Annotated in this window: 25 protein-coding genes and 1 pseudogene; 12 read left to right on the top strand and 14 right to left on the bottom strand. The window is 61.3% G+C overall.

Annotated elements, in window-relative coordinates; genetic code table 11:
- Nucleotides 1–3: 3 nt before the first annotated feature.
- The 8 genes from flgG to X744_RS145840 all read right to left on the bottom strand — a co-directional run bounded on the left by flgG (nucleotide 4) and on the right by X744_RS145840 (nucleotide 6098).
- Nucleotides 4–792 carry a flagellar basal-body rod protein FlgG gene (flgG, locus tag X744_RS145805; RefSeq protein WP_013529795.1) on the bottom strand — a complete coding sequence of 263 codons (789 nt, stop codon included), beginning with the start codon at nucleotides 790–792 and terminating at the stop codon, nucleotides 4–6.
- 11 nt (nucleotides 793–803) lie between these two features.
- On the bottom strand, nucleotides 804–1130 hold the full coding sequence (locus X744_RS145810) for a flagellar hook-basal body complex protein FliE (RefSeq protein WP_023761684.1): 327 nt from the start codon (nucleotides 1128–1130) through the stop codon (nucleotides 804–806).
- The gene (gene flgC / locus X744_RS145815) at nucleotides 1130–1546 is read right to left on the bottom strand and encodes a flagellar basal body rod protein FlgC (protein WP_023761683.1); all 417 of its coding nucleotides are present in this window, start codon (nucleotides 1544–1546) and stop codon (nucleotides 1130–1132) included. The genes X744_RS145810 and flgC overlap by 1 nt, the downstream gene beginning before the upstream one ends.
- A gap of 2 nt (nucleotides 1547–1548) precedes the next feature.
- On the bottom strand, nucleotides 1549–1929 hold the full coding sequence (gene flgB, locus X744_RS145820; protein ID WP_023761682.1) for a flagellar basal body rod protein FlgB: 381 nt from the start codon (nucleotides 1927–1929) through the stop codon (nucleotides 1549–1551).
- Between the two features lie 84 nt (nucleotides 1930–2013).
- Nucleotides 2014–2859: a hypothetical protein gene (locus X744_RS145825; protein ID WP_023761681.1), complete on the bottom strand. Its 846-nt coding sequence runs from the start codon at nucleotides 2857–2859 to the stop codon at nucleotides 2014–2016.
- A complete protein-coding gene (fliI, locus tag X744_RS145830; protein WP_023761680.1) occupies nucleotides 2840–4243 on the bottom strand; it encodes a flagellar protein export ATPase FliI in 1404 nt (467 codons plus the stop codon). The genes X744_RS145825 and fliI overlap by 20 nt, the downstream gene beginning before the upstream one ends.
- Nucleotides 4244–4246: 3 nt before the next feature.
- Nucleotides 4247–4969, bottom strand: coding sequence for a flagellar basal-body rod protein FlgF (gene flgF / locus X744_RS145835; protein WP_023761679.1), 723 nt, complete (start codon nucleotides 4967–4969; stop codon nucleotides 4247–4249).
- Between the two features lie 7 nt (nucleotides 4970–4976).
- A complete protein-coding gene (locus tag X744_RS145840; RefSeq protein ID WP_023761678.1) occupies nucleotides 4977–6098 on the bottom strand; it encodes a DUF1217 domain-containing protein in 1122 nt (373 codons plus the stop codon).
- Between the two features lie 147 nt (nucleotides 6099–6245).
- Between X744_RS145840 and motA the strand changes: the two genes are divergently transcribed.
- Genes motA through X744_RS145870 form a run of 6 tightly spaced genes read left to right on the top strand, consistent with a single transcriptional unit; the run spans nucleotide 6246 to nucleotide 11122 of the window.
- On the top strand, nucleotides 6246–7121 hold the full coding sequence (motA, locus tag X744_RS145845) for a flagellar motor stator protein MotA (RefSeq protein ID WP_023761677.1): 876 nt from the start codon (nucleotides 6246–6248) through the stop codon (nucleotides 7119–7121).
- Between the two features lie 32 nt (nucleotides 7122–7153).
- Nucleotides 7154–8101 carry a FliM/FliN family flagellar motor switch protein gene (locus X744_RS145850; protein ID WP_023761676.1) on the top strand — a complete coding sequence of 316 codons (948 nt, stop codon included), beginning with the start codon at nucleotides 7154–7156 and terminating at the stop codon, nucleotides 8099–8101.
- Between the two features lie 15 nt (nucleotides 8102–8116).
- Nucleotides 8117–8503, top strand: a complete 387-nt coding sequence (gene fliN, locus X744_RS145855; RefSeq protein ID WP_023761675.1) for a flagellar motor switch protein FliN — start codon at nucleotides 8117–8119, stop codon at nucleotides 8501–8503.
- A 43-nt stretch (nucleotides 8504–8546) separates the two neighbouring features.
- Nucleotides 8547–9557, top strand: a complete 1011-nt coding sequence (locus tag X744_RS145860) for a flagellar motor switch protein FliG (protein WP_023761674.1) — start codon at nucleotides 8547–8549, stop codon at nucleotides 9555–9557.
- Between the two features lie 9 nt (nucleotides 9558–9566).
- Complete coding sequence (gene flhB, locus X744_RS145865) at nucleotides 9567–10649, top strand: flagellar biosynthesis protein FlhB (protein ID WP_023761673.1); 1083 nt, start codon at nucleotides 9567–9569, stop codon at nucleotides 10647–10649.
- Nucleotides 10646–11122, top strand: a complete 477-nt coding sequence (locus X744_RS145870; RefSeq protein ID WP_023761672.1) for a hypothetical protein — start codon at nucleotides 10646–10648, stop codon at nucleotides 11120–11122. The genes flhB and X744_RS145870 overlap by 4 nt, the downstream gene beginning before the upstream one ends.
- Before the next feature lie 5 nt (nucleotides 11123–11127).
- Here X744_RS145870 and X744_RS145875 read toward each other — a convergent pair whose 3' ends face one another.
- Complete coding sequence (locus X744_RS145875) at nucleotides 11128–11898, bottom strand: helix-turn-helix transcriptional regulator (protein ID WP_023761671.1); 771 nt, start codon at nucleotides 11896–11898, stop codon at nucleotides 11128–11130.
- Complete coding sequence (locus X744_RS145880; protein WP_023761670.1) at nucleotides 11895–12605, bottom strand: helix-turn-helix transcriptional regulator; 711 nt, start codon at nucleotides 12603–12605, stop codon at nucleotides 11895–11897. Before X744_RS145880 ends, X744_RS145875 begins: the two co-directional genes overlap by 4 nt.
- Before the next feature lie 584 nt (nucleotides 12606–13189).
- Between X744_RS145880 and X744_RS145885 the strand changes: the two genes are divergently transcribed.
- Complete coding sequence (locus X744_RS145885) at nucleotides 13190–14383, top strand: TMEM43 family protein (RefSeq protein WP_023761669.1); 1194 nt, start codon at nucleotides 13190–13192, stop codon at nucleotides 14381–14383.
- A gap of 73 nt (nucleotides 14384–14456) precedes the next feature.
- Here X744_RS145885 and X744_RS1000000175420 read toward each other — a convergent pair.
- The 4 genes and pseudogenes from X744_RS1000000175420 to X744_RS145910 form a co-directional block, all read right to left on the bottom strand.
- Nucleotides 14457–14963, bottom strand: a pseudogene (locus X744_RS1000000175420) (DUF4411 family protein).
- A gap of 1 nt (nucleotide 14964) precedes the next feature.
- Nucleotides 14965–16149 (bottom strand): XRE family transcriptional regulator, encoded by a 1185-nt coding sequence (locus X744_RS145900; RefSeq protein ID WP_023761666.1) that lies wholly within the window; start codon nucleotides 16147–16149, stop codon nucleotides 14965–14967.
- Nucleotides 16150–16255: 106 nt separating this feature from the next.
- Nucleotides 16256–17287 (bottom strand): histone deacetylase family protein, encoded by a 1032-nt coding sequence (locus X744_RS145905; RefSeq protein WP_031260862.1) that lies wholly within the window; start codon nucleotides 17285–17287, stop codon nucleotides 16256–16258.
- 23 nt (nucleotides 17288–17310) lie between these two features.
- The gene (locus X744_RS145910) at nucleotides 17311–17964 is read right to left on the bottom strand and encodes a TetR/AcrR family transcriptional regulator (protein ID WP_023761664.1); all 654 of its coding nucleotides are present in this window, start codon (nucleotides 17962–17964) and stop codon (nucleotides 17311–17313) included.
- Between the two features lie 258 nt (nucleotides 17965–18222).
- Here X744_RS145910 and X744_RS145915 point away from each other — a divergent pair, with 258 nt between their 5' ends.
- The 5 genes from X744_RS145915 to X744_RS145935 all read left to right on the top strand — a co-directional run bounded on the left by X744_RS145915 (nucleotide 18223) and on the right by X744_RS145935 (nucleotide 23941).
- Nucleotides 18223–19896 carry an amidohydrolase gene (locus tag X744_RS145915; protein WP_023761663.1) on the top strand — a complete coding sequence of 558 codons (1674 nt, stop codon included), beginning with the start codon at nucleotides 18223–18225 and terminating at the stop codon, nucleotides 19894–19896.
- 156 nt (nucleotides 19897–20052) lie between these two features.
- Entirely contained in the window at nucleotides 20053–21147 is a 1095-nt protein-coding gene (locus tag X744_RS145920; protein ID WP_023761662.1) for an ABC transporter ATP-binding protein, read from the top strand.
- Nucleotides 21147–22079, top strand: coding sequence for an ABC transporter permease (locus X744_RS145925; RefSeq protein WP_023761661.1), 933 nt, complete (start codon nucleotides 21147–21149; stop codon nucleotides 22077–22079). Before X744_RS145920 ends, X744_RS145925 begins: the two co-directional genes overlap by 1 nt.
- On the top strand, nucleotides 22072–22884 hold the full coding sequence (locus tag X744_RS145930) for an ABC transporter permease (protein ID WP_023761660.1): 813 nt from the start codon (nucleotides 22072–22074) through the stop codon (nucleotides 22882–22884). The genes X744_RS145925 and X744_RS145930 overlap by 8 nt, the downstream gene beginning before the upstream one ends.
- A 28-nt stretch (nucleotides 22885–22912) precedes the next feature.
- Nucleotides 22913–23941, top strand: a complete 1029-nt coding sequence (locus X744_RS145935) for an extracellular solute-binding protein (RefSeq protein ID WP_031260861.1) — start codon at nucleotides 22913–22915, stop codon at nucleotides 23939–23941.
- Nucleotides 23942–23997: the final 56 nt, after the last annotated feature.

Raw genomic sequence — 23997 nt, 5'->3', positions numbered from 1 at the left:
GCGTTACCGGATGTTCTTGGAGACGACGGAGGCCATGTCGTCGGCGGCCTGGATAACCTTGGAGTTCATCTCATAGGCGCGCTGTGCCGAGATCAGCTCGGTGATTTCCTTGACCGGATCGACGTTCGAGGCTTCGAGATAGCCCTGCTGGATGGTGGCAAACCCTGGATCGCCCGGGACACCGACATTCGCCGGACCGGAGGCCGTGGTTTCCTGGAACAAATTGTCGCCGAGCGGCGCCAGGCCCGCCTCGTTGGCGAAGTTGGCGATCTGAAGCTGGCCGAGATTCTGGAGGTCGGTCTGGCCGTCGATGCGAGCGAAGACCTGTCCCGTCTTGTTGACGATAACCTCGACGGCATCGACGGGGACGTTGATGGCCGGAATGACGGCAGCGCCGTCGACTGTCACCAATTGGCCTGTCGCGTTGGTGTTGAGGGCGCCGGCGCGGCTGTAGAGCGTGCCGCCGTCGGCGCCTTCGATCTGGAACCAGCCCCTGCCGGTCAGCGCCAGGTCGAAACTGTTGCCGGTGCTGGTCAGTTCGCCCTGGGTGTGAACGTTGCGCACGGCCGTCGTCTTGACGCCGAGGCCGATCGAGACGCCCTCCGGCACCAGCGAGGCATTGGAGCGGTTGGGCACACCCTGCGTGCGATCGACCTGGTAGAGGAGGTCGGAGAATTCGGCACGGGCGCGCTTGTAGCCGGTGGTGTTGATGTTGGCGATGTTGTTGGCGATGACTTCCAGATTTGTCTGCTGGGCATTCATGCCGGTGGCGGCGATGGCGAGTGCTTTCATGGCGGAATTCCTCAGATGCCCATTCGACTGACTTCGAGATAGGCGGAAACCACCTTGTCGCGGATGGCGACGGCGGTCTGCAGCGCCTGCTGCGCGCTCATCACGGCGTCGACCACCTGCCGGGTGTCGGCGTCGCCCTTGAGCGCCTGTATCGACACCTGTTCGGCGTTCTGCATCGTGTTGACCGTCTTGGAGGCGGCCTGGCTCAACGCTTCGGCGAAGGAGGTGCCGACATTGCCACCGGCCGAAGACGTCGCACTGCCCTGGAGCAGGCTTGTCACCGCATCGTCGCCGCCGATCGGCGACTTGAACTGAAGGGCTGCGAGGCCGCTGATCATTACTGGTTCCTCATCAGGTCGATGGTCATCGAAATAAGGTCGCGGGCCTGCTTGACGACCTGAAGATTGGCTTCATAAGAGCGGTTGGCCTCGGTCATGTCAGCCATCTCGATCAGCACGTTGACGTTGGGCATCTTGACGTAGCCCTTCTCATTGGCGGCCTCGTTGCCGGGCTGGAACTCGACCGGAAAGTCACTGGGATCACGATCGATCGAGTTCACTGCAACCGTCGAGCTGCCGGAGGTCCGGTCGAGCTCGGAGACGAAGCTGATGGTCTTGCGGCGATACGGATCGGAGCCGGGAGCAGTTCCCGTCGACTGGGCGTTGGCTAGGTTTTCGGAAACGACGCGCAGCCGCTCCGATTGGGCGCCGAGGCCGGATGCTGCGACTTTGAGGGCTGCGGTCAGCGCGTCCATGGTCAGCTCTTCACCGCCATCATCATCATGGAATGGAACGCCTTGACGATCGCCGTGTTGAGCTCGAAGGAGCGGCGCACCTCGCCGGCCTTCATCAACTGGTCTTCCAACACGACCGAGTTCTTGGACGGCATGATGACGCCGTCATCTTCCTGCGGCTTGATGGTGAAGCCGGCATTGGTCGCTGCGTTACCGAGATGACCGGCCTGTGTGGCCTGAAGCGACACGGCTGTGCGGTCGAGCACCTTTTCGAACGGTTCGACATCGTTTGCCGTGTAGCCCGGCGTGTTGGCGTTGGCGATGTTGCCGGCGACGGCCGACTGGCGCACGGCCAGCCACTGGGCTTGCTTGGCGGCGAGGTCGAAAAGGGAAACGGGCTCCATGGGAATCTCCGGGCGGGTTCCCGAAGACTAGGCCGCCAGTCTTGCGCGGACCTTGCGGATAGCAGCAGGCTTCAGACGGGGCGCCTATCGGGAGAGTTGGATCACCTGGTTGGTGCTGGTGACCATCACCCATTTGCCGTTGCGCTGCTCGATGGATGACACCTGGCTGGTATCCGGCAGTATCGAGCCAGGCTGGACGATCCAGAGGCCGGCGTCGTCCTCAATCATGGCGCGGCCATTGGCGACATGGACCATGCGGAATTTCGCCGCGTCGGCCGGAAAGGGCTGATCGTCGGGTGCCGGTGAGGGATTGGCGTCATCCTGCACGGTTCCCGTGGCGAGCAGATCGAGATTGGTGGCCGGAACGTCTTTGGCCGTCAGCGGCGCGCTGCGTTGGGCGACCACGCCGCCGCCCGCCCGTCCCGAATTGGTGCCGGTGCCGCCGAACTTGATCGCCTGTACGCCGAATTGGTCCTGATTGAAGAATATGTACCACGGAAACAGGGCGCAAATCAGCCCGAGCGTGATGCCGAGCGCGGCAATGACGAAGTCGCTGCGCCGGTCCGATTTCTTTTTCAGCCTGGGAAACTGCGCCTTTGGCGGCTGCGGCCATTCGGTGCGCGGGAACAGCCCGTCGATCAGCGATTCGCGGCTGGCTTGAGTCATCTCGGCGGCCCCGGCCCGGGGAACCCTGGGCAGGGCGGGCTCGGCGACCTTGGTCAGAACGGAATCGGCTTTGGCAACCCGTGGCAGGGCTGGCTTTACGGCTCTGGCCAGAACGGCCTCGGCTTTGGCAGCGATCGCACGGGCAACCTTTGCCTTGGCTGTTCTGGCTTCGTCAGCTCGGGCTTTCTCCGCCGCGTTGGCCTCGGCGATCATGTCGCGCAGGATGCGCTCGGTATATTCGCGTTCAGTCTCCGGCATCGGCATTCAGCTTGCTCTTGAGGTGGCGGGCGAGATCGGAGAACGGATCGGTTGACGGGCGGTCCTTCGGCGCTTGCGTCAGCGCTTCGTAGATCAGCGGCACCTGGCGCACGGCAATATCGAGCTCGGCATCGACGCCGCCCTGGTAGGCACCCAGCAGGCGGATGTCGCGCGTATCCTCGAACCGCGAGATCATCGACTTCAGTCTTGTCACCAGCGCGCGCTGTTCGGCGCTCCAGGCCTTGTCGGCCAGCCGCGATATGGACGACAGCGGATTGACCGGCGGGTAGCGGCCCTGTTCGGCGATCGTGCGGTCGAGCACGACGTGACCGTCGAGGATGCCGCGCACGGAATCAGCGACCGGATCGTTGTGGTCGTCGCCGTCGACCAGCACGGAGATGATGGCGGTGATCGATCCTTTGCCTTCCGTGCCTGGCCCGGCACGTTCGAGCAGCTTGGGCAGTTCGGTGAACACCGAAGCCGGGTAGCCGCGCGCGACCGGTGGCTCGCCGGTTCCCGTCGCCACCTCGCGCAGCGCGTGGGCGAAGCGGGTGATCGAGTCCAGCACCAGGAGCACGCGGTGGCCCTGATCGCGAAAATGTTCGGCAATGCGCATGGCAGTGTCCGGCGCGCGACGGCGCATCATGGCGCTCTCATCGCTGGTGGCGACGACGGCGACGGTCTTGGCCATGCTGTCGCCGATCGTGTCCTCGAGGAATTCGCGGACTTCGCGGCCGCGTTCGCCGATGAGCGCCACGACGACGGTGTCGAACGCGTCGGCGCCGGCAAGCATGGCGAGCAGCGTCGACTTGCCGACGCCGGAGCCGGCGAAGATGCCGAGGCGCTGGCCGAAGCAGAGCGGCGTGAAGATGTCGATGACCTTGACCCCGGTCATGAAGGCGGTGCCGACACGCTGCCGCGTCATTGCGCCGGGCGTCGTCTGGGCGCCGCTCGACGCGTCGTCACCCCTGACGAGCGGCGCGCCGCCATCGATTGCCCTGGTGAGCGCGTCGATGGTACGGCCGCGCCACGAGGCATGCGGCGCCACCGCGAGCGGACCGCGGCGGAACACGGCATCGCCGATGCCGGCATCTGCACTGCGTTCGAAGGGCGCCACGACGACTTCGTCGCGGCTGATCTTGACGATCTCGCCATGGCGCGTGCCGCCATGGCCGCGCTGCTCGACGATGTCACCGAGCCTGGCGAAATCGGATAGGCCGTGCACCTTGTAATGCGTGGGCGTGACTTCGGTGACGCGGCCTCCGCGCTTGAGTAGCGTCTCGGCGTCGGCGAAACGCTGCCATACCCGTTCCAGCGCGGCAAGCCGGTCTTTCGGGGCTGGCTGGAGCTGCCTTTCGGATGCGCGCAGGGATGGCTGGTCAAGTGACATGGACTATTTCGAGCCGAGCGTCTTGATCGCCTCGTCAGTGGAGGAGTCGGTCTGCCGCATAAGGGCAGCGGTGTTCTCGAAGGCGCGCTGGACCATGATCAGCCGGGTGATCTCCAGCACCGGATTGACGTTGGATTCTTCGAGAAACCCCTGGGCGATGCCTATATCGGAGCGATCGCCAACAGGCTCAGGCGTGCGTGCCGGAACGATGCCGGAATTGCCGTAGCGGACAAAATTCTCGCCCGGATCGAAATTGTAGAGACCGATCGAGCCGACAAGCTGACCGTTCTGGCGCAGCGAACCGTCGGCCCCGGCCTTGGGCGGACCGTTGCGCGGATCGAGCTGGATCGGCGAGCCGCCGGCATCGAGCACAGCGTGGCCTTCCATCGACATGAGTTCGCCGTTCTCGTTCATCGAAAAGCGCCCGTCGCGGGTCATGACAGTTCCGACAGGTGTATCGATGGCGAACCAGGCATCGCCCTGGACGGCGAAATCGAAGGGATTTCCGGTCTCGCTCAAGGCACCGTGAGCGCCGGAAAGATAGGTCTTGCCAGAGGATGCGAAGGACACCGATTTCGACCCGGTGCCGGAGACGACGTCCTCGAACTTCACGCCGGTGGCGCGAAAACCGATCGTCGAGGCGTTGGCGACATTGTCGGCGATCGTATCGAGGCGGCGCTCGAGCGCGATCTGCGAGGAAAGGGCGACGTACAGACTGTCCCGCATGATGCTCTCAGAACCTCAGCTTCTGCATGGCCATCATCAGGTCGGTGGAGATGCCGACCGTGATCGGCTGCGCAAAGAGCACGCCGACCGAGGTGACCGCCGATGACGTCGGGTTGTTGATCTCGTACATGCTGGTGAAGCGTGTCAGAAACTTACCGAGCTTCTCGGGGTCGGAGAAATCCGAGATGTCGAGTTTCTGCTCGAACAGCTGCGCCTGCTTGTCGACATCGGCGGTGGCGAAGGAGTCGGGCAGCCCGAGCACGGTGCGCACGACGCTGGCAAGCGCGGTGTCGGCCAGCACGTCGAACCAGCTGGTGATATCAGGCGCCTTGCGGTCGAAATAAAGCGCCAGCCGCACGCCCTGGTTGGTGTTGCCGGCATCCTCTTCGAGGCTCTGGCGCATGTATTTGTCGACGGTGGGCTGCTGTGCCGGATTGATGGTGGTGGTGTTCGCACCATAGGCTTCGAAGTTGAAGGCGGAGGCAAGTGCGGCGTAGGTCTTGTCCGTCATCTTGTTGGCGACGCTGTCAGGATCGCGGACGCCACCTTGCAGAACCCGCTTGATGAGGTCCTTGTCCTCCGTCGCCGAATCGAGACCGAAAGAAGCCAGGGCATATGTGTAGAGCCGGTCGTTCGACATCAGATCGTCGATCGACTTCACCTTGGTGATGTTGGCGAGATAGTATGTGGTCTCGCCCTTCACATAGGCCGAAGCCGGATCGAGGCCGGCGATTGCCGCCTGCGTGGCGTAGTTCTTGGTCACCATCTGCTGCGTCTTGTTGTAGATGGTCGCATTGGCGCCGTTGGCGGCGAAATTGAAGGCGCTGACGAATTCGGCATAGCGCTTATCGGTCAGCTTGTTGGCGAAACTGTCGGGATTGGAGACGCCTTCCTTCAGGGCCTTGACCATGAAGGCCTTGGCGTAGTCCATGTCCTCGAGCCCGTAGGCCTTCATGGCGTATTTGAACAGACGGTCATTTTTGACGAAATCGTCGATCGATTTCACCTTGGTGATGTTGGCGAGATAATATTTTGTGTCGCGATCAACCACCGGCTGCTGCTCGATCCTGTCGATCGACTTCGAGATGTCCTTGGTGATGAGCTGGTAGCTGGTAAAGGTATTCAGCAAAAACGTGCCTCCGGCCGAAGCTATGTCAGGACAATATCCCTACTTCCTTGCGCGAAACTGAATCGGATCCGGCGGCTTCGATTCAAGCCTCACACAAGGCACGAGGGCTATTCCTTGCTCCTGATGTGAAATGCGGAAGGACCTTTCGTGGGCATTCTGATTGGACTTGTGGTGACGCTCGGCTGCGTCCTTGGCGGCTTCATGGCCATGGGCGGCCATCTTCATGTGCTGGTACAGCCGTGGGAAGCCGTGGTCATCTGCGGTGCGGCGCTCGGCACCTTCCTCGTTGCCAACCCGATGAAGACGGTCAAGGACACCGGCAAGGCCATCCTCGAAGCGTTCAAGCAGGCTGTGCCGAAGGAGCGGGACTATCTCGAAACGCTGGGCGTGCTGCACTCACTGATGCGCGAGCTGCGCTCGAAGTCGCGCAGTGAGGTCGAAGCCCATATCGACAATGCCGAGGAGTCGGCGATCTTCCAGGCATTCCCGACCGTGCTCAAGAACCATGATCTGACGCATTTCATCTGCGACTACTGCCGCATCATCATAATCGGCAATGCTCGCTCGCATGAGATCGAGGCGCTGATGGACGAGGAAATCCAGACCATCAAATCCGACAAGATGAAGGCCTATCACGCGCTGATCGCGGTTGGCGATGGCTTGCCGGCGCTCGGCATCGTCGCTGCAGTTCTTGGCGTGGTCAAGGCGATGGGCGCGCTCGACCAGTCGCCGGAAATCCTAGGCGGACTGATCGGCGCGGCCCTGGTCGGCACTTTCCTCGGCATCTTCCTGTCCTACGCGGTGGTCGGGCCTGTCGCCACCAAGATCAAGACGGTGCGTGAGAAGAAGAATCGCCTCTATATCATCGTCAAGCAGACGCTTCTGGCCTACATGAACGGCGCGCTGCCGCAGGTGGCGATCGAGTTCGGCCGCAAGACCATCTCATCCTACGAACGACCGACGATCGACGCCGTCGAGCAGAGCACCATGAACACCGGCGCCGTCGAAAAGAAGGCCGCCTGAGCGATGCGCGACAGATCGGTCCCTGCACCGTCATGACCAGTCCAGGCAGCCCATCGGAAGCGCGTTCGCTGATCATCGAGCGCCTCGTCGGCGACAGCGGCGAGGCAGCCCAGGTCATCGACGCCGGCCGGGCGATGGCTGAACGCGCTGTGCCGCTGCTGCAGAAAAGCCTGACCGGCGAACTTGGCGTTCCGGTCATTGTCGATCTCAAAGCGGTCGAGATCAGCCGCGTTCCCGAGGCGCGTTCCAGCGCCGGTGAGAATTTCGCGATGACCGTCGTTGCCTCGCCAGCGTCTTCCGATGCAGTGACCCTCGTCATCGATGGCGCCGCGATCGCCATCATGGTCTCGACGCTGTTTGGGGGTGACCCGGACATGCCGGTGTCGCCGATCGAGCGTGACCTGTCGCCGATCGAGACCGACGTTTCGACGATGGTGTTTCAACAGGTCGCGCAGGCGCTGAACGGATCCGGTCGGCGCTCGCTTGAGCTCCGGCTTCCGGCGCCGCGGGCGATGTCTGGCATAGAGGCCAAGCGACACGTGCTGCGCGACGGCGCCGCACTGCGCATCGTCCTCGGCGTCTCGACGCCGGCCGACAGCGGCAGCATCACCGTGACGATGCCGCAGCGTATCGTGCTGGCCGGTCGGGACGGCGTTGCCGCGGTCAGCGAGAAGGATCAAAACGCCAGCTGGCGCGCGCGCTTCTCGGAAGAGGTGATGCGCTCAACGGTAGCGCTCGAAGCCACCATGCCACTGGCCCGGCTGACGCTCGGCGACCTCGCCAACTTCGACATCGGCCAGGTCATCGAATTCGAGGAAACGGCGCAATCCCAGGCGCGTCTCAGTGCCCGCGGCCAGACGCTGTTCGTCTGCGAATTCGGCAAACTGGGACAGAATTATACCGTCCGAATCAAGCATCCCTACGATGCCGGGCAGGATTTTATCGACGGGCTGATGCCGGCTGCCGCCGGACGCGCCTGAGCACTGGAGACAATCATGGCCAAGACCAAGGTGGAAGCCGACCTCGACCAGCCGGACGAGCAACTCGACCGTGCCATTGAAGAATTGCGCGGGGTCCTGCACGAAGAGGAACAACGGCCGGATGCGGCGTTCAGGGCGGCCTCCGGCGCCAATTCAAGCGTCATCATGAACATCCCCGTCGATGTTCAGATCATCCTCGGCAGCACCGAGATGCCGGTCTCCGACCTGATGGCGCTCCAGAAGGGCTCGACGGTGGCGCTCAATCGTCGTATCGGCGAACCTGTCGACGTTGTGGTCAACGGCCGCAAGATCGCGCGCGGCGAGATCACCGTGCTGGAAAGCGATCCGTCGCGCTTCGGCATCAGGCTGACCGAAATCATCGCTGGCACGAAGGGCGCCTAGACATGGGTTGCGGAGCTTGCCGGTGGCAGCGAAGGCGAGTGGCATGACGACGCCGGCTACCTTGACCCGCGCGCAGAAAGCAGCCGCCATACTGGTGGCGATGGGCAAGCCGTCGGCCAGCCGCCTGTTGAAATTCTTCAAGCAGGAAGAACTGAAGGCGCTGATCGAGGGCGCCCGACTGCTGCGGACGATTCCGCAAAGCGATCTCGAGCGCATCGTCGCCGAGTTCGAGGCCGAGTTCACCGAAGGGGCGGGATTGCTCGATTCCGCCGACAGGATGGACACCATCCTCAACGAGTCGCTGTCGCCCGAAGAGATGAGCGCGATCATGGGCGACAAGAGATTCGAAGTCGCCCCGGAAGGCCCGCCGCCCATCTGGCCCGAGCTCGAAAAGCTCGAGCCGGCGCGGCTTGGCGCCTTCCTGGCGGGCGAGCACCCGCAGACTGCGGCCATGGTGCTGTCGAAGCTGGCGCCGCAGGTTGCGGCGAGCGTGCTGCTGACGTTGACCAAGCCGATGCGTGGCGAAATCATCAAGCGCATGGTGACGATGGCCAATGTTCCGGACGCCGCCAGCAAGATCGTCGAAAACCGGCTGCGCACCAGCGTGTTGGCGGAAACCTCGACCAAAGACACTTCTGCCGGGCAGGCGCGTGTCGCCAGCGTTCTCAACGAACTGGACAAGCCGCTGCTCGAGGAGGTCATGCAGGATCTGGAGGCCGCCGGCACGCCCGACCTTGATGGTGTCCGGGCCCGCCTGTTCGCCTTCGATGACCTGCCGCTGCTCACCCAGAAAGCGCGGGTGCTGCTGTTCGACGGGCTATCGACCGAACTGGTCACACTGGCCTTGCGCGGCGCGCAGGCGGGACTTGCCGAATCCGTGCTGTCGGCGATCGGCGCGCGGTCGCGGCGCATGATCGAAGCCGAACTCGGACAAGGTTCGGAAGGAGTTCCTCTTGCCGATATCACAGCAGCACGCAAGACGATCGTGACGACGACGATCCGGCTGTCGCGCGAAGGCGCCTTCGAACTTCCGTCGACCCAAGACGCCGCCTAAGATCGCGCCATGGCTGACGCGGTCGACAAGGACTCGAAAACCGAAGAGGCGACGGAAAAGAAGATCCGCGACACTGTCGAACAGGGCAAACTGCCCCATTCGCGGGAAACGGCGCTCCTTGCATCGTTCGTTGCCATACTGGTGTTCACCGTCTTCTACGCCAAGGACGCGGTCATCGATCTCGGCATGTTCCTGTCGATGTTCCTGGAGAAGCCGGAAGCGTGGCCGATGGACACCGAGACGGACGTCATCGCGCTCTACAGGACTGTCATTTTCGAGGTGGGCCGGGCCGTCATCAGCCTGTTCGTGCTGCTGACTGTCGCCGGTGTCGGCGCCTCGGTGTTCCAGAACATGCCGCAGTTCGTCGGCGAGCGGGTGCGGCCGCAATTCTCGCGCATCTCGATCCCCAAGGGGTGGAACAGGCTGTTCGGCATTCAGGGTTGGGTCGAGTTCCTGAAGTCACTCGGCAAGGTCGGCTTTGCCATCGTCGTGCTGAGCTTCACTCTGTCGGAAGACCACCGCAAGCTGCTCGCCGGCATGATCACCAATCCGGTCGCTTTCGGACTCGTCATCCGCGGCATTGCCGTCGACATCCTGGTGGCGATCGTCTTCGTCATGGGGTTGATCGCGGCAGTCGACATCGTCTGGTCGCGCTTCCACTGGAAGCAGGATCTGCGCATGAGCAAGCAGGAGGTCAAGGACGAGTTCAAGCAGTCCGAGGGCGATCCGATCGTCAAGTCGCGACTGCGCTCGCTGGCGCGCGACCGGGCGCGCAAGCGGATGATGACGGCGGTGCCGCGCGCGACGCTGATCATCGCCAACCCGACGCACTTTTCGATCGCGCTAAGATACGTGCGCGACGAGGACTCGGCACCAATGGTGTTGGCCAAGGGGCAGGATCTGGTGGCGCTGAAAATCCGCGAGATCGCACGCGAAAACAACATCCCGATCTTCGAGGACGTGGCGCTCGCCCGCTCCATGTACAAGCAAGTTTCGGTCGATAGTGTGATCCCATCGCAATTCTACCAGGCCGTCGCCGAACTGGTGCGGATCGTCTACTCGAAAAAGGCTGAGCGCAGACAGATTTCATGAACCGTCAACCGCATGCAAAATCCCGCGAGATCATCGTCGCCAGTGCCATCGAGCAGGTGGTGGGTGAACTGAGGCTGATCGATGTCGCCGACTATATAGCGTTCATCCGGCTGGAACATTTCGCATGCCTGTCGGATCTCGTCGATTCAGCGGTGGAGCTGTTCTTCATGCCTGGCACACTGCGGCTCGGCCATGGCGGCGAGGCGCATGTCGACTGGACCGGCAGCCCGCGCATCGTGCTTGATCTGGAGTTGAGGCCGCCTGGGGTCACCGTCTATTTCCAGCTGACGCTGAGCGAGAACGGCGCGTCGGTGGTGGTCAACTACGTGTCGTTCGAGAAGCCGGGCGAAGACCCGGAGCACAACACGGCCCTGCTCGAGGTGGTCATCGAACAGGCGCGTATCCGCAAGGTCGAGCCGCGGGCCTTTCGCGGAACATCGATCGCTTCCGACGGCCGCCGGCCAATCCTCTAATTGCTTTATTCGATAAGCCCCAGCCGCAGCGCCTTGGCCACGGCCTGGTTGCGGTTGACCGCGTTGAGCTTTTGGGTCGACTGGGTCAGATACTGGTTGGCAGTGTGCACCGACAGTTTCAGGAGCCGGGCGATCTCCTCGCTGGTGTTGCCATTGGCGGTCAGTTTCAGGCATTCGAGTTCGCGCTTGGAGATCGCGCGCGTCCTGCCGGCATCGCCAGGGCGGATGCGGGCGACGGCGGCGAACAGCGAGAAGCAGCGTGCGTGGATCTCGTAGAGCGCGTCCTGCGGCAAGGTGATCTCCGATCCGAGGAACACGACAAGGCCGCACTGCCCACGGTCGGCGTGGACGGGAAACGCGATGCCGCTGGTGCCGGGCGCCAGCGGCGCCATCTGCTCGGTCCAGGCGAGATTGCCGAACATCTCCGCCATGCCGGCGAGGCCATCGTCTGTCCACCAGCGCGGTTCGGTCGAGATGCGGGTGTGGCGCACGACCTCCTCGCCATTGGCGCCTGAAATGAATTTCGTCGCCACCGCAATGCCGGGGTAGTCGGAATCAAGGCAAGGGACGAGCCGTGCGCGTTCGGGCGAGGGGCTGACGAAGAACAGGCCAAAAGCGGAAGCGTTGATGTCGACGGCGATCCAGCGGCAGCGCCGTACGGCATCGGGAATGGTGACGGCGTGATGGGTTTCGGAGCCGAGCGAAAAGGCGCCGAACGGATTGCGCTGCTCGTTGAAAAGGGCTTCGGCAGCCTCCTTGATGTCGGCGTGTTTCAAATGATGCCGCTCCTGATCGCCGTGGCGATGGCCATCGCGCGGTTGCTGGCCGCGAATTTCTGGATGGCGTGGGTGATGTAGCTGTTGACCGTGTTGGACGAGACGCCAAGGATCACCGCCACCTCGTCGGTGGTCTTGCCTTCCGAGACCCAGAACAGGCATTCGCGCTCGCGATCCGACAGCGGATCCTGCATGGCGGCGGCGGCAATCAATTGCGGGATATGCGAAAGCGCGTAGCAGCATTTCAGCTGCGCCCTCATTAGTGCCGGCTGGTCGATGCTTCCTGCGGTCGCCGCGGAGAACAGGGCGAACAGGCGCTGGCGGCCGACATTGAGGCGCAGCGAATAGATCTCGGCATGGCCAAGCACGTCGAGAAGGCGCGCTTCCTCACCGGTGATCAATCCGTCGGTCTCGGGCGCCTGGGATGCCACCAGAGCGATCGGACGGATGCCGGGGGCGACGGTGAGCGCGCCTTGCGCAAGCCCGGCGATCAGCCGCTTGCCGATCAACTCGATGGCGTCGAAAATCCAGTTGGACGAGACGATGCGCGCATCGTTGCGGTCCTGGTCGTGGACGATGGCGACCAGCATATAGCTGTCGGCGCCGATCTCGGCGGTCAGTTGCATGAAAAAGCTGGTGAGATCGCCGCGCGACGTCAGGCGCGAGCCCAATGTGTCGGATTGAAGTAGCGCGGCGGGACTGCTCATTCTTGTTGCTTTTGGCCGGAATCGTTTCTGCTGTCCGGATGCTGGAGCCAGCCGCCGAACCCGAATACGCATTACTTTGACGAAGACACACGCGTGGCGCAGGGCTGCGCCAACCAGATTCGAATCCATTCAGGGAACGCGAAGCCTCCGCGTCTGGTGCCGGAAAAGCTCCGGAACAAGAGACTTTGGGTGGTCGCCGCGCCCCCCGAGGACCGGCTGATTCGGGTCTAATCTACCCGCAGTTGAATCCGACATCAAACGCGATTTGACAAAATCGAATCCGGTGGACTCACGTACGACTCAGAGGCGGACTCCAAGCCGTTTTGCCGCCCTGACGCACCTGAAACGTCGGCACAAAAAAGCCGGCCTTGTTGCAAAGCTGCCGTATCGAAGACTGATCGATTCCGATAGGTTTTCGCTGATCGACAGGGATGGGCGTCCCTTCGATCCGACCGGGCGAGATGGGTAGCCCTTGTTGGCGGCCATCGGCATGGGGCGGTACGCAGATCCACGCTGATTGACAGGTTCAATGCGCGGCCGCCGGCCACGCTCAAATTTTAGCACCAGTGGTTTCGGGGGAAACAATGAGCGATTCATTTCGGGAAGTAACATCCGTCTCGTGGTTCGGGCGGATCAAGCGCACGGTCGGCGGGGTCATCTTCGGCCTGCTTCTGGTCGTGCTGATGGTGATCGGGCTGTTCTGGAACGAGGGCCGCGCGGTGCAGACGGCACGCTCGCTGGCCGAAGGGGCCGACGCCGTGGTTTCGGCCAGCGCCGACAGCGTCGATGCCGCCAATAACGGTAAATTGGTGCATGTCAGCGGCCTGGTGACGGCGGACAGTGGTCTCGCGGATCCGGATTTCGGCATTGCGGCGCAAGGGCTGCGGTTGTTGCGCGGCGTCGAGATGTACCAGTGGAAAGAAGAGTCCAAATCCGAGACCACGAAGAAGCTTGGCGGCGGCGAGGAGACGGTGACCACCTACAGCTATTCGGAGGTGTGGGACGACAGCCAGATCGACTCATCGGATTTCAAGAAGCCGGACGGCCACCAGAATCCGCCGATGGCGATCCACAGCCGGACCTTCCAGATTCCGGAGGGCAAGCTTGGCGCTTTCACGCTCGATCAGCCGGTGCTTGATCGCATCGAGGGCGACAAGGACTATTCGCTGTCGGCCGACCAGTCAGCCGCGATCAAGGCCGCCTATACAGGCGCCAGGCCGCTCAGCGTCGTTGACGGCAAGATCTATCTCGGCGCCGACACGACAACGCCGACGCTGGGCGACTACCGCATCGGCTATGAGCTGGCGCCGCTCGGCCTGATTAGCATCGTCGCGCGCCAGGCCGGCAGCCGGTTCGAGCCCTACCAGACAGAGGCGGGCGATGCGTTGCTGATGGTCGACGCCGGCACTGTCCCGGCCGACAAGATGTTCGCCGAGGCGATCAGCGCAAACACGCTGATCACCTGGCTGCTGCGCGCCGCCGGCCTTTTGTTGCTGACGATCGGCTTTGCCCTGTTCCTCAGCCCGATCGGCGTAATCCTCGACGTCATCCCGTTCCTCGGCAGCATGGCGCGGATGGGAACCGGCATCATCGCCTTCTTCCTAGCGATCCTGGTCGGCACGACGACGATCGCCATTGCCTGGTTCTGGTATCGGCCGGTTCTGGCGGCAGGCATCCTTGCGGCCGGCGTTATCGCGGCGACGGCGGTCTACTACCTCGGCCGCTCGCGCAGGGCAGTCGCGCCGATTGCAGTGCCAAGTGCTGCCACCACGAGCTGATCGCGAGCCGGGCGGCGTCGCTGTCGCCCGGTTCCTCGTTTTTCTTCGCGGATGGCTTGGGAAAGCGACAGCGTCATATTGATATGCCTTCCGCTCTCAGGAACTCGTTAAACGACAGGTGGTTTACGCCTTCGATCTTACACACATCAGGAATGCGCATTTTCTTGACACTGGGCTGATAGGTGTTCGGCTTCTCCATGCTGATGATGGGAAGCTTCAAAGTCATCGCCAGCGCAATGATCGAGATGTCATTCAAGCCGACCGTGCCTTTGCGGTTTCCGTTGTACTCGGAAATCACGGGCTCGTATTTAGCCTATAGCTTCTCGACGCAATCAAGGTACTCCGACCACGGCCATTTGTCGTCGCCGATCTCATAACACATTGATTCAGCGCATGATTTTAGGCACTCGCCGAGCTTCCCCTCAATCGAGCCAAGTTCGGTCAGGATCTCGGTGTTGCAGCAAAGCTTGCCCGCCTCGACCACCTTCATAACTTGCGCCCACAAGGACGCGAAAATGTCCTCCGGAAGGTTTTCCAGAGGGTTGCTGAAGCCAGACGTATCGAGGCAATAAGCCGCCACTCTAGTCCCCGAAATGGTTCCTTATGTCGTATAGGTGCGACAGGCTCTTGATCCCCATAAACTCTGCCGCATTGTGATTTGTAATTCGTCCGCTATTCCAAGCCTCGATAACTAGCCCAGTATAGAAGTCGCCACGACTGGAGCGATAGCGCTGGCCGTAATACTTGGATCGCCCCCCGCCAGTGTATTCTTCTTCCTCTTTGATGAACTCTGGGCGTTTGACGAACCAATAAAAAGCTGGCTTCACGAACCCTAGCGCTACCAGCCGGATCAGCATTGCGTGCCGACTTACGGCATAGCGATTTGCCAGCGACCGAAGTTCTCTTTCTCCAATCTCATCCCTGGGCGCTTTCTCGCCGCCCATATCTCTCACGATGGCCTTCTTCGGCATAAGGAAGGCCGCCGCAAATCGATTGCACCATGCCTCGATTTGCTTGAGGCCCTTTGCCTTCCCAAACCTGGGTGGGCCACTAATCGCGCTTTGCCTGAGTAGGATGTGGCCGAGTTCGTGCGAAAGCGTAAACGCTTGCGCACTTGGTGCCTCGCCTCCGTACACAATAATTGGAAGTGGTTCCGCGAACAGACAAATTCCCCTTGTCCGCAGCTTTGTCAGTCCATTTTGACGGAGAACGAGAACGCCCATTTCCTCAAATTTGTGCCTGAGAAAATTTGGAAATTGGTCGCGCTTGTCTGATCGGATGGCAAGTTGCTTTTCGATGCTGAATTGAATGGCATCGCGAACCTTATCGGCGACCGGTTCGACGTCATTGTCTACGGACGAAAACAGATGCGCCGGAAACTTTGGCGGATCATCGCCAATGATTTCTAGTAGGTCTAGGGCGTTTAGCCGTTGCTCCTCCGCCCAGCGCTGAACCTCCTCTAGAGCGGCCAGTTCTTGCCCCGGTGTGCCTCCGCGATGGAAGCGGAAATCAGGTACAAGCTCCGTCGCTGGTACGTGAGGGATTTCCTTGGAAAGGAACTCCAGAAACGGCCGATCATAGATATCGGCAAGCCGTCTTGCCTGTTTAACCGTGGGCGACCTATCGCCCGCTTCCCATTCCGCGAGCCTATCTGGGCTTACGTTGATCCGCCGCGCGATGTCCTCGATATCGCCATGGACACGGTGGCGCGCCCAGCGAAAAACTTCGCTGTTAAACGGAATCCTTTCCTGCGCTCCCCCGGCCATACGTTGCATCCTTACCCAACCAATAGGACAAATCCACGGCCCAATCGACAGTTGCGCAGATTTTTGTTAAGGCGCGCTTACACTTGTCTGAAGGGAATATACACCTCTATCTGCCTTCGAAGCCGGTCAGCACGCCGACGGCGTTGACGCCGATCTCCTCGACGGCATAGCCGCCTTCCATGACGAACAGCGTCGGCAGGCCGAGCTTGGCGATGCGGCGGCCTATCTTGGGGTAGTCGGATGCTTTCAGCTTGAACTGGCTGATCGGGTCTTTCTCGAAGGTATCAACGCCGAGCGAGAGGATGACGACATCCGGCGCGTAAGCGGTGAGCCTCACGCAGGCATCCTCCAGCGAGGCGTTCCAGGCGTTCCAGTCGGTGCCGAAGGGCATCGGGTAATTGATGTTGAAGCCTTCGCCTTCGCCGGCGCCAATTTCGTCGGCATGGCCGAGGAAGAACGGGTACTCGACCATCGGATCGCCGTGCAGGTTGAGGACCTGCACGTCGGCGCGGTCGTAGAAGATCTCCTGCGTGCCGTTGCCGTGGTGGTAGTCGACGTCGAGGATGGAGACACGGGCAGCGCCCTGGTCGCGGAACCATTGAGCGGCGACAGCGGCGTTGTTGATGTAGCAATAGCCGCCCATGAAGCCTGCACCGGCATGGTGGCCGGGCGGACGGCAGAGCGCGAAGGCGGAAGCGTCGCCATCCTTGACCAGGCCGGCAGCGGTCAGCGCCACGTCATAGGACGACTTGATCGCAGCCCATGTGCCTTCGACGAAGGTGGCGCCGGCATCGAAGGAATAGTAGCCAAGCAGGGCGTCGATGCGCTTCGGCGGCACGTCGCCGCGCAACCCGCGCGTCGGCCAGGTGAAAGGCATCGCCGTGCCCTTCAGGCCGGCTTCCACCCATTGAGGCCAGACCGTCGGCAGGAAATCGACATAGTCTGATTTGTGGATGCGCTTGGCGGCGGCAAGATCATGCTCGAGCGGCAGGACGATCGGTCCCAGTCTCTCGCTTTCGACCCGCGCCCTGATGAATTCGGCCCGCGAGGGCTTCTCGAAACCCGGCACGATCGCACTCGTAACCAGTTCCATCTGGCCGGCATGGCCAGCGTGTAGCGGCGAATAGACAGTCTTCATCAAATTCCTCTCGAAATGCGAAATCATTCAAGGTTGAGATAGGGGGTCACCAGAGCGAGCCACATGGTTTCAACATCGTCCTCGATGAGGTCGTATGTCCTGCGGTCCTTTTTCAGCCCTACAAGCCGGCAGGCATGGCCGACCTCCATCATCAGCACGCCAAGCCGGCTGGCAACCTTGTCTTCAAGAGCCGGGTTCACATGCTGCAGCCATGCGGCATAGAGCGCGATGATCTGGTCGTCATATTCGTTTTGGATCGGCCGGAGATCGGCATTGCCTGAAATAGCCTCGATCACCGGCATCAAGGTGGCATTATCGAGATAGAGCCTGGACGTGTCTTTGAAGAGCTTGCGCACTTCACGCCGGAACTCTTCGCGGTTGGTGGGTGGGGCGACCTTGATGCGCCTCGCGATCACCTCGGGAAAGGATGACAGCCAGCGCCGGGCGAGGTCCAGAAGAATGGCTTCCTTGTTGGGAAAGTACTGGTAGACCGAACCGACCGACAGGCCCGCGCGCTGAGCAATGGCGAGCGTCGTCGGCGTCCTGGTTCCTTGCTCCCGCGTCAAGACCAGCGCCGCGTCGAGGATCCTGTCGACCACCTTGCTCGACCGTTGTTGGCGCGGCTGCTTGCGCGGCTCGAGCGCTATCCTGGTTTTGCGGTCGAGACTGCGCTTCATGGCCTGCTGTCCTCGTTCCCCGCCGGGTCTCAACACAGGCGGAGCGTGCTGTCCACAATACATTCGATATTCCGCATGTTGACAAACGCGAATGATCAGTCGCATTCTTTATCCACGCTGTCTCTTGGCATAACAAGGGAAATTTCGAAGACGGCGAGTTGACATCACTTCTGTCCGATAGCGCCGCTCCAGTGGAGTGGCAGGTTGTGGACACCGGGGCTGTCGGTCTCAGTCGGTCGTCAAAAACGCGGAGTCGCGATGTCAGTCACGGGTGCGGGTCAAAACGCGGATCTGATCGTCATCAACGGTCGCGTGCTGACCATGGACGACGACAATCCCGCCGCCGAGGCCGTTGCCGTCAAGGACGGCGCCATCGTCGCCATCGGCAGCCGCACCTCCATCGAACAGCTCAAGGGACCGGCCACCAAGGTCATCGACGCCAAGGGCGGTTCGGTGATCCCGGGTTTCATCGAAGCCCACATGCATCTGTTCGGCGGCGCTGCCGAACTCGATAATCTGCATCTGGCTGGCGTGCACGGCTTCGACGCCTTGCGCGATGCGATCCAGACCTTTGCGGCGGCACGGCCCAACGCCAGGCTTCTGATCGGCGCCGGCGTCGACTATGCGATCCTTTCCGAGCCGGTTACGCGGCATCATCTCGACCGCATCATCCCCGACCGCCCCTTTGCCATGTCGGCTTCCGACCACCATACGATGTGGGCGAACACCATGGCGTTGGAGCAGGCAGGGCTTCTGCACGGCCGCCAATTGGGACCGGGTAACGAAATCGTCATGGGCGCCGACGGGCTCGCCGCAGGCGAATTGCGCGAAGGCGAGGCATTCGGCCCGATCCTGGAATTCTTCGGCCAGAACCGCACGCGGCTTGGCCTGACCGGCGGCGAGCCAGAGCCTTACCCCTCAGCCGAGGAACTGGCTGCCGACCGCGATCTGATGCATCGCGGCCTCGAATGGTGCGCCAGGCACGGCATCACGTCGATCCAGAACATGGACGGCAACCTCTACCAGCTTGAGCTGCTTGCCGGCTTGGAAAAGGAAGGGCGATTGCTATGCCGCACGAAAATTCCTTTCCACTTCAAGAACTTCATGGACCTAGACATGCTTGAAAAGGCATCGACGATGGCCTCGACCTACCAGTCGGAATGGCTGTCGTCGGGCATGGTCAAGGTTTTTTACGACGGCGTCCTCGATTCATGGACGGCGGTGATGGTCGAGCCATATGCGGATCGTCCGGACTGGGTCGGCGAGCCGCTGTTTACGCCAGAACATTTCGCGCAAGTCGCGGTGGAGGCCGATCGGCGCGGCCTGCAGATCGCGGTGCATTCCATCGGCGACGGAGCGGTACGCGCGGTTCTCGACGGCTACGAGGCGGCGCAAAAGGCCAATGGCAAGCGCGACAGCCGGCATCGGGTCGAGCACATTGAGGTCATTACCGAAGCCGACGTGCCGCGCTTCGCCGAATTGGGCGTCATTGCATCCATGCAGCCGCCACATCCGCCCGGCGCGCTGAACTTCCCGCTGGAACCGACACTCTCGCGCATCGGCCGCGAGAGGTGGCCGCTGAGCTATGCCTGGCGCACGCTCAAGGATGCTGGCGCTCGCGTTGTGTTCGCTTCCGACTGGCCGGTGTCGCCGATCGATCCGATCCTGGGCATACAAGCGGCGGTGATGCGCAAACCTTGGGCAGAAGGCCTGCCGGACCAGAGTTTCTCGCTGCGTGAAGCGGTTGCCGGCTATACGGTCGAGGGCGCCTATGCCGAATTCGCCGAGCACCGCAAAGGCACGCTGAAACCCGGTTACATGGCCGATTTGGTGGTTTTGTCGGCGGATATCGAGAAGACGGCTCCGGCCGATCTGGACAAGGTGCGACCGGTGACGACGATCTGCGGCGGAAAGGTAACCTATCAGGCCTGACAATGGCATGAGGCTTGCTGGTGCATGGCTTGCTAGCCGAGATAATGAACTGAACTGTGATTCAATGCCGGACTTGCCAACCTACCGGCCATGTGGTCACATCGAACAGGGGAAGAGCTCCGCCAGCAAGAGCGGGGTCAACAGTGAGGCGTAATCGTGCCGGACAAACCGGGTCGGAATGCGATTGAAGTAGTAGACGTCAGCAAAATTTTCGGATCAGGTGAGGGGCAGGTCGCTGCCCTCGACACGGTCTCGGTATCGATCCGCGAGAACGAGTTCTTCACGCTGCTTGGCCCATCCGGCTGCGGCAAGACGACGTTGCTCAGGCTGATCGCCGGCTTCGACTTTCCAACGGCCGGTGAAATCCTGCTCTATGGCCAGGACATCGCGCCGTTGCCGCCCTTCAAGCGGCCGGTCAACACCGTTTTCCAGTCCTATGCGCTGTTCCCGCACATGACGGTCGCCGACAATATCGGCTTTGGCCTCGAGATGCTGGGCAAGCCGAAGGCCCAGATCAAGGTGCGCGTGGCCGAGATGCTGAAGCTGGTCAAGATGGAGGCACTCGCCGGTCGTCGCACCAGCCAGATCTCCGGCGGCCAACAGCAGCGCGTGGCGCTGGCCCGGGCGCTCGCGCCCCAACCCAAGGTGCTGTTGCTCGACGAGCCGCTCTCGGCACTCGACTACAAGCTGCGCAAGGAGATGCAGATCGAATTGAAGCGGCTGCAGCACGAGACCGGCATCACCTTCATCTTCGTCACCCACGACCAGGAGGAAGCACTGACCATGTCGGATCGCATCGCGGTGATGTCATCGGGCAAGATCCTGCAGGTCGGTTCGCCCTGGGATATTTACGACAAGCCGGCGGAACGCTTCGTGGCCGACTTTATCGGCGAAACCAACTTCCTGACTGCCGCAATTGCTGGCGTCAGCGATGGAAAGGCTCAAGCGACGCTCAAATCCGGCGCGACGATCAATGCCACGGTCGCGGAAGGCTTCCAGCCGAAAGACAAAGCCACCATAGTGGTGCGGCCTGAGCACGCCAAGCTGACCGCCGCCAAGGGTGACCTTTCTGGGACGGTGGAAAACATCGTCTATTTCGGCACTGATACACACATTCAGGTCCGTCTCGATAGTGGTGAGGCCTTCACCGTTCGCCAGCAGAACACCCGCAGTGCAGGCTGCGGTTTCGAGCAGGGTGAAAAGGTCGGCATTGCCATCGGCAACGACGCCGCACAGGTGTTGAGGGACTGATGGTAGCCACCACACTCTCAAAAGCTGCTTTGTTCGAGACAGGGGCTGCCAAAGCCACCGCGCGGCGCAACCGACTGCTCTCCGTTCCGGCGCTGGTCATCATCGGCATTTTCGGAGTGCTGCCGCTAATCATCATATGCGTCTATTCGTTCCTCGTCGCGGCACCCTATGGCGGCGTACAATGGCAATTCTCGACCGACGCCTATCTGAACTTCTTGTTCCAGCGCGATATTTTCGACGACACGCTGCAGTTCACGCCGGACTTCCTGATCATCTATTTGCGCTCGTTTCTGTTTGCGGTGGTGACGACGGTCATCTGCCTGCTGCTCGGCTTTCCCACCGCTTACTTCATGGCGACGCGGGCGCCAGCGCAGCGCAATTGGTGGGTGCTTTTGATCACCATCCCGTTCTGGTCGAACCTTTTGGTCCGCACGTTGGCGATCATGTTCATCATCCGCGACGAAGGCCTGATCAACAATGCGCTGATGGCATTGGGTGTGATCGATAAACCGATCACGATGCTTTACACCAATTTCGCCATCCAACTCGGACTGCTCTACGCCTTCCTGCCGTTCATGGTGCTGCCGCTCTATTCGAGCCTGGAGAAGCTGGACTTCCGGCTGATAGAGGCCGCGTACGATCTCTACGCGACACGCCGGCAAGTCTTATGGCGTGTGATCATCCCGCTGTCGCGGCCTGGCATCATTGCCGGTTGCCTGCTGGTCTTCATTCCCGCACTTGGCGCCTATGTGACCCCACTTATCCTCGGCGGTGGCATACATCTGATGATCGGCGATCTCATTGCCCAGCAATTCGGATCCGGGCGCAACTGGCCGTTGGGCTGTGCCCAGGCGTTGATCCTGATGGCTGCGGTGCTGGTGGCCCTCTTCTTCTACGTCCGCAACACGTCGGGGAGGATACAACATGGCTGATCCCCGCAATATCGACATCAAGGACCAGCCGGGCTTCCGCTCTATCGCCATCATCTGCCTATGCGTGCTCTACGTGCCTGTCCTGATCCTGATGATCTTCTCGCTGAATAGTGGTTCGCTGGTCACGCAGTGGGAAGGTCTTACGCTCGGCTGGTACGGCAGTGCGCTGCTCAACGAGGAATTCCACAGCGCTGCCAAGAACACGATGATCATTTCGGTGACCGCAACGATCATCTCGACGACCACAGCCACTCTGGCTGCGATCGGCATGACCCGGGTCAAGCCATGGCGGGGCTTGTCTACAGCCTTTATGATCATCAACCTGCCGCTGATGGTCCCGGAAATCATCACAGCGGTGGCGACGCTGTCTTTCTTTGCCCTGATTGCCGGAATGTTCGGGCTGAACTTCGGCATCGGCAATCTTATCCTTGCCCACACTGTTTTCTGCATTCCTTTTGCCTACATGCCGATTCGGGCGCGGTTGGAGGATATGGACCTGACGCTCGAATACGCGGCCGCGGATCTCTATGCGACGCCTTGGAATGCATTCAAGCGTGTGACGCTGCCCTTACTTGTTCCCGGCATAATGTCGGGTGCCGCACTCGCCTTCATCGTGTCCTTCGACGATTTCACCATCACACAACTCGTCGCGGGGCCAGGGCAGACGACACTGCCGCTCTATATCTGGAACCAGATCAGGCGGCCGATGACGCCGGAGATCAACGCCATCTCCACCATTCTGCTGCTGGTCTCGATCCTCTTCGTCTCGGTATCGTTCCTGATCGCGCGCCGACGCGCCAATTGAATTAATGGGAAGGCAAAGGAGAACAAAAATGTCTAGGAAGATGATGGCTGCCGTTTCGACGGCAGCGCTTTTGTGGGCACTGCCTGCGCTCGCCGATGGCGAATTGCATATCTACAATTGGGGTGACTACACCAATCCCAAGCTGATCGAAAAGTTCGAGAAACAGTACAATGTGAAGGTTACGCTGGATGACTACGATTCCAACGAAACCATGTTGTCGAAGGTGCGCGCCGGCAATTCCGGTTACGACATCGTGGTGCCCTCCGACTACACCGTGAAGATCATGGTGGACGAGGGCCTGCTCGAAAAGACCGAGCCCAACGCGATGCCGAACGGCAAGAATATCGATCCGCGTTTTGTCGACATCTATTGGGACAAGGGCCGCCACTACACCGCGCCGTGGCAGTTCGGCACCACGACTTTCGCGGTCAACATGGACAAGTTCAAGGGCGACATCGACACGCTCAGCATCCTCTTCGACCCGCCGGCAGAGCTCAAGGGCCAGATCAACGTGCTCGACGACGTCAACACCGTCATGCATGCGGCCGAGCGTTATGCCGGCGTGCCGCGCTGCGGTGCCGACAAGGCCAATCTGAAAAAGGTCAACGACATCCTGATGGCCGCCAAGCCGTCGTGGAAGACCTTCAGCTACGACACCATCACCAAGATCACCTCCGGCGACGTAATCGTGACGGAACAGTGGAACGGCGCGACCTACCGCTCGCGGCAGAAAATCCCCGCCATCAAGTATGCCTATCCGAAGGAAGGCATCGAAGGCTGGATGGACAATGTGGCGGTGCTTAAAGGCGCCAAGAACCTCGATAATGCCAAGCTGTTCCAGGATTTCGTCATGGCACCGGAAAACGCGGCGCTGATCTCGGAATTCGCTGGCTATGACAACGGCATTGCCGGCAGCCACAAGTTCCTGCAAGCGGATTTCGCCAATTCGCCGGAACTCAACCCCCCGGCAGGTGCGCCGGCAGCGGAATTCGTTCCGCCGTGCCCGCCCGAGGTGGTCGAGATCTACAACAAGATCTGGACCAACCTGCGCAAATAAGGCTCGGTTCAAAATCCTACGGAAGGGGGGCATCGGCCTCCCTTCTTCGCGCTTAC

This window comes from Mesorhizobium sp. LNHC252B00 (assembly GCF_000502955.1).
GTDB lineage: Bacteria > Pseudomonadota > Alphaproteobacteria > Rhizobiales > Rhizobiaceae > Mesorhizobium.
This window is presented reverse-complemented; position numbering and strand designations above follow the sequence as displayed.